This is a genomic window from Pseudomonas sp. NFACC13-1, from assembly GCF_900104425.1.
Classification (GTDB): Bacteria; Pseudomonadota; Gammaproteobacteria; order Pseudomonadales; family Pseudomonadaceae; genus Aquipseudomonas; species Aquipseudomonas fluorescens_AA.
Genome location: NZ_FMXV01000021.1, coordinates 68,256 through 80,976 on the forward strand (window position 1 = coordinate 68,256; position 12,721 = coordinate 80,976).

The window sequence follows — 12,721 nt, forward strand, 5'->3', positions numbered from 1 at the left end:
TTCACTGTGAAAAAGCCGGGAGTATGAAGCTGAATCTTCATGGCGAAAACTTCTCAGCGGACCTATATCCGTCAACTCGGCGAATCCTATCCGTCGTAAAGCCCGCGATGGGCGCGTACCTTGCCCCATTTCCCGATTCAAAATGGGCGTTATTCAAACTGCCACTACGTTATAGGTGAATACCATGAGCACCCTTGAAAAAGCGATATCGATTGCCGCGCTGGCCCATCAAGGGCAAGTGGATAAGGGCGGCGCTCCTTACATTTTGCACCCCCTGAGGGTCATGCTGCGCCTGGCCCATGACGAAGAGCGCATCGTGGCGGTGCTGCACGACGTGGTCGAAGACACCGCGACAACCCTCGCCGACCTGCGCGATGAAGGCTTCAGCGAAGCAATCCTGGGCGCCATCGACGCGCTCACCAAACGCGAAGGCGAGACTTACCAGGCCTTTATCGAGCGGGCTGCACGCGACCCGATCGCGCGCCGAGTGAAACTGGCTGACCTTGCGGAAAACAGCGATTTATCCCGCATAAGCGAGCCAAGCCAGAAAGACCTGGATCGAATTGAAAAGTACCGCAAGGCGACTGACTACCTGACGGCCTTGCAGCAGTAAGTGCCATTGAAACAAATAGAGTGAAGCGCGTCACAGACCAAGCGACCGCTCAAGCTGCCAATGCGGAATGTTCCACATCAACGGTCATAAAGCGGCAAAATAAACACCCCGACGACTATCCCGAATCTTCGAAAACCAAAGTAACCAATGCTCTAGACCAGAGCACAGGATTTCTTGGAAGAAAAACAACTATTTATGGAAAACAGGAGCCTTGAAAATGAGCACGACTGAACAGGTACAAAGCACTGGCAAATACAGCGCCAAGTGGCAGGAACGCTTCGACTTCTTTGACACCTACGGTGCGCCAAACGACCCGCGCTACAAGGAAGCCGTCAAGACGCTGCCTGGCGTCAAGAAGAAAATCCTCATCAACGCCAACGTGATTGCGTTTTTCTTCGGCCCTATCTATTTGTTTGTCCTGGGCCTCTGGAAGAAAAACCTGGCCCTGCTGGGTATTTTCCTGGCGATCAATATCGCATTGAGCGTGATTTTCGCACTCATCGGCATGGAGTTTCCCCGTCCCTTGAGTACAGGCTTGAGCATCGCCATGTCGATGATGTACGCACTCATGGCCAACTACGCGTACTACCTCAAAGAAGTGAAAGGCGAGCAAGGCTGGAACCCGTTCAAAGGCATGCGTCTCTGATTGCAGGCTTGGGTCATCGAGAGCCCGCGCCTCGTCATGAGTGTGCGGGCTTGCTGTGTCTGAGGGTTAAATTCCTGGGGAGCAGCATCAACCGATGCTCAACTGCCCTGATGACCGGAATGTTGTTTTTTTACACCATTTTTACCCTTCCGCTCAGAATAGGCATGAACAAACCACAGCGCCAGGGCAAATCCGGCAAAGCCAAAAATGAAGAGCAACACCTCTATTGCAGTACCTTCATGAGAAAACATTGTATTCACCTCATCCTTAAGTGGGTTGACCAAAAAATCGCCACGATTGAAGTCTCTCGTAACAATCCAAACATTTTCAGGGTAGTCGTCAACACTCTGTGTGGCAACCCTTAGCCTGGCATGCCCCCCCCCCGGTCTAAACGAGTCGCCGACCAATGACACCCTGCCCCGGCGAGCCAATGCGTGGTTTCATAGCGGTCGATCCAAACCCTCCAGGAACTCGCCCCGGCCTACTCTTTGAAAAACTGCTGAACCGCCGACCAGCCGAACAAGACCTCGTCGAGACCCACGGCAACGCGTACCAGCCCAATATCATTGCCGATAACGGTCGTTTTACGGGTTTCATCGATTGCGGTCAGCTGGGCGTCGCGGATCGATATCAGGACCAGGCGCTGGCAACTCGGGACATTGCCGAGGCGTTGGGAGAACAATGGGTAGCGCCGTTTCTGCGGCGATAGGCAGTGCTCGAAGCCGATACTGCGTTAATCCGCATTGAGAAAGCCCTTTCCTTCCTCCGCCGTTAAGGGCTTGGGGTGTGGAAGGAATTGCGCGGAGACCAACGGTGCGTTTTTCAGGCAAATCCAACCTTTCTCCCCGGCGTCTCCGGCGATGAGATATCGGGTATTGATCTTCACCACGAGCCATCCTCCACGTCTCGCCCATTTTGTGGCGTTGGCAGGAACGGAGGTGAATTCCGGTAGCTTTTCCTGCGGTATACCTGGCTGAGAGCCACCCACCTGACTGATCATTTGTTGTAGGGTTGGTGCCCCACAATTCACATTCGCCGGTTCCCCTCCGGCACTAGAGGCATTGACTGCCGCTGCACAACCTGTAGCGCTCCCTCCCCGAACCAGCACTACATCTTTGTGATTGCCGCTTCTTAGCGCCTCGACGACGACATCAGTCTTCGTGACGATTCCCTCTAAAGCACCGGCTATCCCGCTTTCATCTTGCGGAGCGAGTGTGCTGCTGGTGGAAGCCATGTTATTTCCTCGTCCATGATGGCGCCGATGAATGCCGGGGCCTGAACGATGAGTATAGGAAGACATCGGACTTCCCCATGTGCAACTGACTCAACGGGCGTTGGATACAGAACCCTGATCGGTCTGCGCCGAAAGCGGAACATCGAACACTCGATCGAACACCCATTGAAAAACCAGCGCATAAAAAAAGAAAAACACGAACAACCCCAGGTTGGTCACCAGCGCCAGCCACAGGCTGATGCCCAACCATGCGCCAATCACTGGAGTGAGGATCAACGTCAAGCCGCCTTCAAATCCCAGGGAATGAATCAGTCGTCGCTTCCAGTTGCGATGACGGCTGGGTTGGCGGCGCTCCCACCACTCGAACAGGCCGTTGAAAAGCATGTTCCAGGCCAGCGCGACGGCAGAAATCACCAGCGACAGCAGGGTTGAATACCCCATGCCTTGTTCGTAGGTCAGCGCGAGCGCCGGGGCCACGAACAGCACACCGCCGGCTTCGTAGAGGATGGCCTGGAGGATTTTACGGGGCGTGCCTTGCATCGGTGGGCTCCTGAGCCGGGTTGGAAGACCACAGCCTGGCAAGTTGAGCACCCGCGCACAATTGAGCTAAATTGAGCCACGCTCAACCTGAGTAACCTGCCCGCCCATGTTCGCCAAACTGCCCCTCACCGCCTTGCGCGGCTTCGAGTCCGCCGCACGGCTGGGCAGCTTCAAGGCGGCGGCTCAGGAACTGAACGTCAGCCCGGCGGCGATCTCCCACCAAGTCAAAAGCCTTGAAGCCTTCCTTGGCGTGCGCCTGTTCGATCGCTCCAGCCAAAACGTGCGCCTGAGCGCCGACGGCGAGCGCCTTCACCCTTACATGCACCGCGCCCTGCTCGATATCCAGCAGGGCCTGCAGATACTGTCGCCAACGTGTGCCGCGCAGTCCCTGGTGGTGAGCACAACGCCGGCGTTCGCCAGCCTGTGGCTGATACCTCGGCTCGGAGACTTTCATCGGTTGCACCCGGAGATCGACGTCAGGCTGCACAGCAGCAACGATGTGGTGGACCTGCGACGAGACGCCAGCATCGACCTGGCGATCCGCGCCCTGTTCAAGCCGGACCCACAGCTGTTCGAACAGCCTTTATTGGATGAGTACTTTGGCGTTTATTGCCGCCTCGGTTGGCAACCACCCGCGGCGGGCTCGCCTGTTGAGCTGATCGACGTGCCATGGCTGAGCAGCGCGAACGTCGCAGTCGACTGGCCTGCATGGTGTGCCAAGGCCGGTACCCTCGGCTGGCTGGAGCGCGCGCGTTTTCGGCGCTATGACGAAGAACAGCATGCCCTGCAAGCGGCGATCGCCGGGCACGGGCTGGTGCTCGCCAGCAATGTGCTGGTTGCTGAGGCTGTTGCGCGTGGGGAGCTGGTCGATTATCGCCCGGAGGTTCGCTTGGCGGGTGCACGGTATACCTTGGTGTGCGTGCCGGGGCGGGAGCGGCAAGTGGAGGTGCGGGCTTTTAGTCAGTGGTTGCTGGGGTGGAGTATTGGTTGAATCAGGTGCTTGAACAACACTGAATCAACCAATATGCGCCCTGTCTGGTTCAGGTATCTGCGTCTCGGATGACAGGACGCTCGGCGCTGCATGACACCTGAGCGGTTCTCCGGAAAGTGGATGACGGACCACAATTTCGAGTTCATCTAAGAAAGAGGTGGATCCGCCGCGAAATCCGTAGGGATATTGAGAAAGGAATGCCAAGCATCAACAGCGTCATGATGCCGCTGGGCAGCATCCTCCCAAAAAGGACCGGATACCTCTTTCGCAGAAACCAGCATCATCATTTTTATCGTTGCGGCATCCAGCTCTTTGAGAAGCTCATGGGATGTGGCCCTGAATTCTTCGAACGACGTCATTCCATTTACCTCGGGCGGTGCTCACCGCCATTGAGGAATAAACACTCCTCGATGAATGGAGTCCTCCGGGCGGCAGTAATTCAAAAGCGTCAGACCACCGGTAAATTCATTGCAAGGCGATACTCACTGCCTGCGGGAACCTCTAATCATTGGGCAGAAATCGATTGATGATCATCGAGACCGCTTGCACCGAATGTAACCACTGTGTGAAACCGGGGACATGCCAGTAAGCGCCGTCTTAAAGCGCAATGTCACGATTTCGGCTAATCTTTGATTTTCGGCAAGGAGCCAATCTAATGAATTTCAGAACCGCTTGGGCGTTTCTCGTAGCCACGTCAGTTTCAGGCTGTGGAACCATCAATACCACCTTCCGCGACGACATCATTGCAAGCAACAAGCTGGCTCGTTGGAACTCGCACTGCGACTCGGTGCCAAGAATCTATAGCGGTGCTATTTTTGATTACTGCACGCTTGATGCTGAACCTCGTCAAAGCACCGGCTTCGACGGACAGCCCTCCGCACCGCTAATTGCGCTGGATATGGGACTGTCTGGGCTCGCTGACACGCTTGTTTTGCCCTACACGATTTACTTACAAAACAAGCACGGGGCTATCCAAAAGGCGACTGTTGAATAGCTGTCCTTGACAGATATCGCACTTGTAAGCACTTAATCGTCCCGGGCTTAACTGGCTCCGCTTTTCATAAAAGGTCCAACGCAGAAAAAATCTGTCTCCCTTCCCCTTCACGAAATCAGCCCTCATACATGCACTTATGGACAAGTAATGGCCTTTCGAGACTGTTTCTTGGTCCACAGAAGACGACCGTTGATTCTTCCATCGGACCATGACTCGGTAACCAGAGCGCAATTGCCGCTCAGGTTCTCAACAAACGTCCTTGGATAACCTTCAGGCCTATCTCCACCCAGACGCATCCAATTTGGATCTGGCGAGGTCACGGATTGATAAGGCATGCAGGCAACCAGTGTGACCAGCGAGAGTGCCAAAACTACCTTTTTCATATAAGTCTCAATAAATTTAGCAACAGGCTAGATGCCATCTTCCGTAAAGGCGCCCAATGAGTGTCCGGGCAAAAAACGCGGAGTGTAGATTGATTGAATGCTTTCCCAGCGTGAGCCACGACGAGGACTTGCAGCAAGTGCCGCGATACAACCTACCTCAATCGGCGGAAACCAGAACGCTGGGGATAGACCGCAATTTGAGTTCACGTGTAATCGGACCGTCTCATGATCGTGGTCGGCCCCTGTTTTCCTTGCATCCGCAGCCCGCAAGACCATTGTCGCGAGCGACGATGATGATGAGAGGAAAGACTTCGACTTGAACTCATGCTCACTTTCCACCCCCCTGTAATGCCCCCCTGGTGATGCTCGCTCCCTTCGGGCTCGGCCAGTGAAGAAAGCACGGAAACGGCGCAAAGGGTTTAAATTGGACCAGGCCATATCCAAGCGTGCCTGCACCATCTCATTTTTTGCCTGGACGATCTGCCCCGCCAAACTTAGCGCCCTCCTTTTGAACTCTCTGTGAAGCGCCTGCTCCTCGGTCTCGTTTCCCTGTGGCTTAACCTTCATCTCGGAAAATGTGAAAAGCGTTTTGTCGCTGAGCACGTAAAACGTGCCGCGACATTTTTGTATATTGCCCTGAAAGATAAAATCGACCGAACAGAACGCATGTTCGTCCATGTCTACGTAGTACAGCGGCTCACCCAGGAGATTTCGAACTTTTCCGTCCTGATGAATCCGGCCCAAGGGCGCCCCATCGCTGCCATTGCCTTTGAAGACCAGGTAGCGGCCGTTCGTGTAGTTGTACGGCATTAGCGCTCCTAGTTTGCCCATTCGCGGCCCCCATCCATGACCCTTTCCCGCCACGCTATCAGAGAACGGGATAGAGGCCTTGCGCTTTTGAATCTGTCGCAAATCTTATGCGTATCAATAGGCGCCTGCATTCATTCCGTTAGCATCAGCGCTGCTGCAAGCTCTAAAGATAATTCTCTTCTGGTGCTTCGCGTTTAGCACTTGAAAAGCACATTGCACCGGGTACACCACCCTTCAGCTGCGCTCCGGTTCATTGGAAAACGGAAGGGAGCTTTTCATAACTGTATCCTTATAGAAGAGCTCGCAGGTTATCACTCACAGAGCGCTAACTTATAAGACTTGACCCGCAATACGTAGGTACGTGCCTTGAGCAGGGCTTCGTTTGATTGGTTGCGCTGGGAACCTCACCGTTGGCCGACTAACCTCTTCAGTCGTCCAGAGCCATCATCGACGTATGCAATTACGCCCAGAAACGCGGCGAGCTCACAGGCGAGCTGTTTCTGTTGATTGACTTTTTTCCCGACGACACGGCGAGCGATTAACAAGCGCCCGTTTTCATACTCGACATAATTACTGTAGGACGAGCGAAAAACAGCCGCGTGGCCGTCGGGCTTGAGCACTATTCGCAGCGGTGTACTTTTCGTTAGCCGATACCATCCGAGGAAAGCCACACCAGACGATCGCACAATCAGTGAAGCACGCTCGCTGATATCCCTGCCCAGTTGATATACCCAACACATCACAACAAGGCTTGCGAGGATGATGCCCGGCCATTGCCTCCCAGGTAACGACAGCCCGGTCGATAAGCTGATACAAAAGACTGCGGTGATGCCCCAGGGTGTCTGGCGAAGCAGTGGGACAAAGAGCAATCGACCGATGCCGATCTTCGGCCGGATGATGAAAACCTCGTTGGAGCCGAGTGATGTCATCCGTAATTTTCTATCGCAGTCTGGGCACGCAGCCATTCACTCACCAGCCTGAAGATCGATTTGGAGAACGGGAGTCTGCTGACTGTTTAGTCGCCAGGCTCTTCGTATGGAACCGAAGGTCTTCCAGAGCAACCGGTAAGTGCTGCAGCAAAAAAGTTACGAAAGCGACAACCCGCATGACCATGTCCTTGTACTCGATAAATCCAAAAAAAACCCGGCGCTATGGCCGGGCTTTTTGTGCACTCCTACGTACGCAAGAATGACAGGATGAATAGATGATGGCTTGTTGGCTCACCGGGAGTCAAACAGCTTTTGTGTGGTCGCAACGAACGTCAGGGACGCCTTGGCAACGCTCGGTCAGAACGAGGCATTCATAAGGATGGCCCTGGCTGTTCTGATGACGACGCAGTGACGTCCTGATCGTCTGACGCAGCTTTCGGAGGGATCCAATAGGCATCTCTCACCTCATCTAAAGCCCGCCATGGTTCAGTGCCGAACCTCGCATTTGGACAGTCCGACTCATGACTAAACATGAGATGTCTGTCCAGCTCGGACTGTTCCATGCCGCAGCTTTTGCATTTCACGATCTGATTCTGAAGGGCCCATTTTTCGTGCCAGGAGATGAGCTTTTCGAGGGGTGTCATTTTCCAACATTCCGTCAAAACCTGTACAAAAATATAATTTATGTATAGGTTTTTCGCTACCCCCATCTCTCTAAATCCCTCTCGTTGGCTGCGCTATGTCGACGGAAAACCCAGCGTACCGCAGCTCATAAGATGGATTGAGGAAGGGGAACTGATCGGAGAGATAAAGGGGGATGTGCACTAGGATTTGCAGAAACGGCTCGAAGTTCAGCCGATGGGAGTCGTCGTTCCGATTGACTCGATTGAGCAATGCCGTGTGACTCATCCCCATCAGGTTGGAGGGCCGATTAACACAGGAATATCGATAAAACCGTCCTTACGCCAGACCTTAAGCAACATATTGGAACCAATCGGCATCTTACCCATGGCAACTAAAAAATCGATGTCATCGTCTACGGATATTGCATCAATGCTCACTATCACATCCGCAAATCTCAGACCGGCTTTTTCAGCGTTCCCATTCGGCATAATCTTTTCTACGGAGGTACCTTTAAGTGGCATGCCGAGGCGCGCTGCTTTAACAGGATCAATGCTACTGATCGCGGCACCAATTCGCCCATGGCCAGCAGTGCTAAGGGGTGGACAATCTCTGCCGTTCAAAATCTGACTTATGGCAGTTTTCTTGCCCGCTCCCAAAGCCCGCCTTTCCGGCGAATCTGCTGCCAATAACTCCTCGCTACGAACATATGCCAGACGGAGGTATTCACAAGACTTCCCTTTATATTTCTCGGGTGTTTCTTGAGCTAATAACTGGGCAAACGATGTCTGTGGGAGACCAGAAACAAGGGACGTCGACCCAAAGCCAGACCCAATGCTAGGAGGCGGGCTAACAGTCGAGGCTTTTGGCTGAGGAGCCGTTACACCTGGCTGATGTGAGTTGGCTGATGGCTGCGTTCCAGTTCCATCGCTCGAGCGAGAGCGGGCGCTCGGTGGTAGTCGTGACTCAAGCTCTTTTGCAGCTTCAGGGTGCTTAGCGACATAGTCAACAGTTGCTGCCTGGTCGAAAGTGGTACCCGCTAGACAGCCCTGCTCTCGCTCAACCTGTTCTACCGACGCCAGCCGCCAACGGCCATGTTTTTGCACATAATCAGCGTGCTCACCTGTATACGAAATTGAGGACTCCGCATGTTCTCGTTGGAGGGCAAGCTCAGGACAGGATTGGCCGCGAAAGTTAGCTGGCGCCAGACCCACGCTTTCTGGCGTTTCGCTCGCGAAAGAAGCTTCCGCGATACTACCCGTGACCATCTCAACGACGCATCCAGAAAGATTGACTACAACTAACGATAACGCAGCGAACCTGACGGCCTTGTTCATATCTCGCCCATTAATGATGCTGATACGACATCATTGTCGAACAGCACCCCATTAGCAATACCGGTAGCGGCTTAGGTCCGAGATTGGTTGCTTGTCGAAATCCAGGCCTCCCGAGGGCTGCCCTGGCTGCAGTATATTTTAAGCAATAAAAAACCCGGCGCGGTGGCCGGGCTTTCTCTGCGGTGTCGCGCTTGAAAAGCTGAACACGTTGCCATGAAAACAGAGCCATTCCATATGGACTCTTTTTTACGCGGCCTCCCTCACCCGCTCCAGGACGCATATTACCTGATTTGGTCAAGTCACGACTCGACGCCAACGAAACACCTGTTCGAGTATCTCTCGACGATCTCATTGGCGAGGCCGAGGCAGATATCGCCAATGGCCGTTGAGTACGAAGTCGAGTGGGACCCGAAGGCGCTGAAAGAACTGCGAAAGCTCGACGGCACCATCCGCCTCCAGTTCTTGCGAAAGCTCCAGGAACAGCAAGCCGGGCCACGAGTGCCAGGCGATGCAATTCACAGCATGAAGGATTGCTACAAGATCAAATTGCGCGGTGCCGGCTATCGACTTGTGTATCGTGTTGAGGATGAACGGATTGTCATCCTGGTGTTGGCCGTCGGCAAGCGGGAACGAAGCAGCGTCTACGATTCGGCCAAGAATCGGGATCCACAAGGACAGGCCACGATTTGAAATAACTTACTTGCCTCTCACAATCATGGCCGCCCCCCGGTTTTCTTAGTTTTTACAGGCCACCTGCGGAGGCGCAGCAGGCGTCAACTTTTGGGGAATCACAATCGAAGTACCAGGCAAAGTGGTAACTTCGAGAACCGCTAACATGCAAATAAGCGCTTGCTCGCCATCTTTGCTTGGCCTGCTATCCACCCCTACCACAGCTTCGTAGTCTTTTCCTGGTTCCAGCTTGTAAACGAGCGCATGACCATCACAGGACCGGTAAGAGCTGCCATTGCCCGCAATGGTCGCGCCCCGGGTTGCAATTTGGAATGGCAAATCCGCCCTGACGCGATACTCGGTCACGACTTCTTTGTAAGCCCCTTCCCCCATCCGAATTGCAGGGATGTACTGGATAAGACTGGGCCAAACTCTTTTCGGTATGCCAATGCTCGCCGACTTCTGGGGATACTGCGGATAGTTGATGCTCGCCGTACCGTCCTGCCCGAAACGTCCGGCTTCAGCCATCTTATGCCGGGTGGCGGGAGCACAACTGCCGACGATGCTATCTCCATACACATCGGAGTTCGTGATAACACGAACACGCGCCATTCCCTCTGATTGAGTCGGCTCTTCGTATGGAACTGAAGGTATTCCAGCACAACCAGCAAGTGCTATAGAAAGAAAAGTTACGGAAGTGACAACCCGCATGACCATGTCCTTATGTGAAAGCAAAAAGGGGCTCACCTCTCGGTGAACCCCTTCTAGACCGCCCAGCAGAGCGGATTTTGTTTGGTAGGCGCGATTGGACTCGAACCAACGACCCCCACCATGTCAAGGTGGTGCTCTAACCAACTGAGCTACGTGCCTGCTGTGAGGCGGCATTCTACGGAATTCCAAAGGGGTGTCAACACCTTTTTTTTCACCTAACCCTATGAATATGCAAAATATTTAATTTCGTCGATGTCACGAAGATTCGGGGGTGGCTGGCGGCCGATTTTTATCTCGGGTAGGATCGCTGCATTCGTAAAAAATATAAAACAGAGGTTCCAGAATGGCGAACACACCGTACCCAGAGTCTTATTACGCCGCGTCGGCCAACCCGGCTCCTCCGCGCCCTGCCCTGCAGGATGACGTCGAGACGGATGTTTGCGTGATCGGCGCTGGCTACACCGGGCTGTCTTCTGCGCTGTTTTTGCTGGAGAACGGTTTCAAGGTCACGGTGCTTGAGGCGGCGAAAGTGGGCTTTGGGGCTTCGGGTCGTAACGGCGGGCAGATCGTCAACAGTTATAGCCGCGACATCGATGTGATCGAGCGCAGTGTCGGTCCTCAGCAGGCGCAGTTGCTGGGCAATATGGCGTTCGAGGGCGGACGGATCATTCGTGAGCGGGTGGCGAAGTATCAGATTCAATGTGATTTGAAGGACGGCGGCGTGTTCGCCGCCCTCACCGCTAAACAGATGGGCCACCTGGAGTCGCAGAAGCGTTTATGGGAGCGTTTCGGTCATACCCAGCTGGAGCTGCTGGATCAGCGGCGTATTCGCGAGGTGGTGGCTTGCGAGGCGTATGTGGGCGGTATGCTGGACATGAGCGGTGGGCATATTCATCCGCTCAACCTGGCATTGGGCGAAGCGGCGGCGGTGGAGTCCCTTGGCGGAGTGATTTATGAACAGTCGCCGGCGGTGCGCATCGAGCGTGGCGCCAGCCCGGTGGTGCATACGCCACAAGGCAAGGTCAGGGCCAAGTTCATTATCGTGGCGGGCAATGCCTACCTGGGCAATCTGGTGCCGGAGCTGGCGGCCAAGTCCATGCCTTGCGGTACCCAGGTAATCGCCACCGAGCCATTGGGCGATGAGTTGGCTCATAGTCTGCTGCCTCAGGATTATTGCGTCGAAGACTGCAACTACTTGCTCGATTACTACCGGCTGACGGGCGACAAGCGTCTGATCTTCGGGGGCGGAGTGGTGTATGGCGCGAGGGATCCGGCGAACATCGAGGCGATCATTCGGCCGAAGATGCTCAAGGCATTCCCGCAGCTCAAGGACGTGAAGATCGATTACGCCTGGACCGGAAATTTCCTGCTGACACTGTCGCGTCTTCCCCAGGTCGGGCGACTGGGGGATAACATTTATTATTCCCAGGGCTGCAGCGGCCATGGCGTGACGTACACGCACCTGGCGGGCAAGGTCCTGGCCGAGGCGCTGCGTGGTCAGGCTGAGCGTTTTGATGCGTTTGCGGACCTGCCGCACTATCCTTTCCCCGGCGGTCAGTTGTTGCGTACGCCGTTTGCGGCGATGGGTGCCTGGTATTACGGGTTGCGGGATAAATTGGGGTTCTGAAACTGCCAACAACAAGGGCTGCTTCGCAGCCCTGCGGGGATAAATCCCCTCGCCACAGCAAGCTCCCTCGCCACGGGCTTGGCCCAATATCATTTCGCCAAAAACAAAAAACCCCGGTCTTTCGACCAGGGTCTTTGCTATCGACTAGAAGTAGCTTTGCAGCTTTCTTCTTAGCTTCAAGGCGTTCAGTGGGCCTCGAAGCAGATATGGCGCAGCGGACGGGACTCGAACCCGCGACCCCCGGCGTGACAGGCCGGTATTCTAACCGACTGAACTACCGCTGCGTATCGCTATGGACTTGCGTCCAGTTAACTCGTCTGATCAAAACCCTTGGACTTCAATCTCGAATCAGGCGAACCTGCTTCGGAAAATATGGCGCAGCGGACGGGACTCGAACCCGCGACCCCCGGCGTGACAGGCCGGTATTCTAACCGACTGAACTACCGCTGCGCGTCGGTGGAGGCTTTTGACAGCTTCCATTTTGCTTTCGCAAAACTCTCGTAAAACATGGTGGGTGATGACGGGATCGAACCGCCGACATTCTGCTTGTAAGGCAGACGCTCTCCCAGCTGAGCTAATCACCCTTTGCTTCGTTGAGGCCGCGAAATTTACGCAG

General features: G+C 54.6%; 14 protein-coding genes, 4 tRNA genes and 1 pseudogene. 7 read left to right on the forward strand and 12 right to left on the reverse strand.

Features of this window, described 5'->3' with window-relative positions; genetic code table 11:
* Nucleotides 1-184 precede the first annotated feature (184 nt).
* Together BLQ55_RS22735 and BLQ55_RS22740 are read left to right on the forward strand one after the other, a co-directional pair.
* Nucleotides 185-613, forward strand: a complete 429-nt coding sequence (locus BLQ55_RS22735) for an HD domain-containing protein (protein WP_092257253.1) — start codon at nucleotides 185-187, stop codon at nucleotides 611-613.
* 217 nt (nucleotides 614-830) lie between these two features.
* Nucleotides 831-1,259: a DUF2628 domain-containing protein gene (locus BLQ55_RS22740; RefSeq protein WP_072406990.1), complete on the forward strand. Its 429-nt coding sequence runs from the start codon at nucleotides 831-833 to the stop codon at nucleotides 1,257-1,259.
* A 98-nt stretch (nucleotides 1,260-1,357) separates the two neighbouring features.
* Here BLQ55_RS22740 and BLQ55_RS32245 read toward each other — a convergent pair whose 3' ends face one another.
* Complete coding sequence (locus BLQ55_RS32245) at nucleotides 1,358-1,510, reverse strand: hypothetical protein (RefSeq protein WP_176814239.1); 153 nt, start codon at nucleotides 1,508-1,510, stop codon at nucleotides 1,358-1,360.
* 197 nt (nucleotides 1,511-1,707) lie between these two features.
* Here BLQ55_RS32245 and BLQ55_RS22750 point away from each other — a divergent pair.
* Nucleotides 1,708-1,968 (forward strand): annotated as a pseudogene (locus BLQ55_RS22750) (phosphotransferase); the annotation flags it as partial.
* Between the two features lie 24 nt (nucleotides 1,969-1,992).
* Here BLQ55_RS22750 and BLQ55_RS22755 read toward each other — a convergent pair.
* A complete protein-coding gene (locus tag BLQ55_RS22755; protein WP_092257259.1) occupies nucleotides 1,993-2,493 on the reverse strand; it encodes a DUF4765 family protein in 501 nt (166 codons plus the stop codon).
* A 90-nt stretch (nucleotides 2,494-2,583) separates the two neighbouring features.
* Nucleotides 2,584-3,033, reverse strand: a complete 450-nt coding sequence (locus BLQ55_RS22760; RefSeq protein WP_092257262.1) for a PACE efflux transporter — start codon at nucleotides 3,031-3,033, stop codon at nucleotides 2,584-2,586.
* 106 nt (nucleotides 3,034-3,139) lie between these two features.
* Here BLQ55_RS22760 and BLQ55_RS22765 point away from each other — a divergent pair, with 106 nt between their 5' ends.
* The gene (locus BLQ55_RS22765; RefSeq protein WP_092257264.1) at nucleotides 3,140-4,024 is read left to right on the forward strand and encodes a LysR substrate-binding domain-containing protein; all 885 of its coding nucleotides are present in this window, start codon (nucleotides 3,140-3,142) and stop codon (nucleotides 4,022-4,024) included.
* Between the two features lie 146 nt (nucleotides 4,025-4,170).
* On the opposite strand, the gene BLQ55_RS22770 is transcribed toward BLQ55_RS22765, so the two are convergent.
* Entirely contained in the window at nucleotides 4,171-4,383 is a 213-nt protein-coding gene (locus tag BLQ55_RS22770; RefSeq protein ID WP_060741458.1) for a hypothetical protein, read from the reverse strand.
* Nucleotides 4,384-4,679: 296 nt separating this feature from the next.
* Between BLQ55_RS22770 and BLQ55_RS22775 the strand changes: the two genes are divergently transcribed.
* On the forward strand, nucleotides 4,680-5,018 hold the full coding sequence (locus BLQ55_RS22775; protein WP_092257267.1) for a YceK/YidQ family lipoprotein: 339 nt from the start codon (nucleotides 4,680-4,682) through the stop codon (nucleotides 5,016-5,018).
* Between the two features lie 410 nt (nucleotides 5,019-5,428).
* Here the strand turns inward: BLQ55_RS22775 and BLQ55_RS22785 are convergent, their stop codons facing one another.
* From BLQ55_RS22785 to BLQ55_RS31755, 3 genes are all read right to left on the reverse strand, one after another.
* Nucleotides 5,429-6,211, reverse strand: coding sequence for a hypothetical protein (locus BLQ55_RS22785; RefSeq protein WP_092257273.1), 783 nt, complete (start codon nucleotides 6,209-6,211; stop codon nucleotides 5,429-5,431).
* Nucleotides 6,212-6,615: 404 nt separating this feature from the next.
* A complete protein-coding gene (locus BLQ55_RS22790) occupies nucleotides 6,616-7,140 on the reverse strand; it encodes a hypothetical protein (RefSeq protein WP_092257275.1) in 525 nt (174 codons plus the stop codon).
* A gap of 914 nt (nucleotides 7,141-8,054) precedes the next feature.
* A complete protein-coding gene (locus BLQ55_RS31755; protein ID WP_143011771.1) occupies nucleotides 8,055-9,098 on the reverse strand; it encodes a PDZ domain-containing protein in 1,044 nt (347 codons plus the stop codon).
* 378 nt (nucleotides 9,099-9,476) lie between these two features.
* Between BLQ55_RS31755 and BLQ55_RS22815 the strand changes: the two genes are divergently transcribed.
* On the forward strand, nucleotides 9,477-9,788 hold the full coding sequence (locus BLQ55_RS22815) for a type II toxin-antitoxin system RelE family toxin (protein ID WP_092203793.1): 312 nt from the start codon (nucleotides 9,477-9,479) through the stop codon (nucleotides 9,786-9,788).
* A 45-nt stretch (nucleotides 9,789-9,833) separates the two neighbouring features.
* Here BLQ55_RS22815 and BLQ55_RS22820 read toward each other — a convergent pair whose 3' ends face one another.
* Both BLQ55_RS22820 and BLQ55_RS22825 read right to left on the reverse strand, forming a co-directional pair.
* Nucleotides 9,834-10,478 (reverse strand): hypothetical protein, encoded by a 645-nt coding sequence (locus BLQ55_RS22820; RefSeq protein ID WP_092203795.1) that lies wholly within the window; start codon nucleotides 10,476-10,478, stop codon nucleotides 9,834-9,836.
* An 82-nt stretch (nucleotides 10,479-10,560) separates the two neighbouring features.
* Nucleotides 10,561-10,637: transfer RNA gene (locus tag BLQ55_RS22825), tRNA-Val, on the reverse strand.
* 184 nt (nucleotides 10,638-10,821) lie between these two features.
* On the opposite strand from BLQ55_RS22825, the gene BLQ55_RS22830 reads away from it, so the two are divergent.
* Nucleotides 10,822-12,105: an NAD(P)/FAD-dependent oxidoreductase gene (locus tag BLQ55_RS22830; RefSeq protein ID WP_092257284.1), complete on the forward strand. Its 1,284-nt coding sequence runs from the start codon at nucleotides 10,822-10,824 to the stop codon at nucleotides 12,103-12,105.
* Between the two features lie 207 nt (nucleotides 12,106-12,312).
* Here BLQ55_RS22830 and BLQ55_RS22835 read toward each other — a convergent pair.
* From BLQ55_RS22835 to BLQ55_RS22845, 3 genes are all read right to left on the reverse strand, one after another.
* Nucleotides 12,313-12,389 (reverse strand) — tRNA-Asp (locus BLQ55_RS22835).
* An 89-nt stretch (nucleotides 12,390-12,478) separates the two neighbouring features.
* Nucleotides 12,479-12,555 (reverse strand) — tRNA-Asp (locus BLQ55_RS22840).
* Between the two features lie 58 nt (nucleotides 12,556-12,613).
* A tRNA-Val gene (locus BLQ55_RS22845) sits at nucleotides 12,614-12,689 on the reverse strand.
* Nucleotides 12,690-12,721 lie beyond the last annotated feature (32 nt).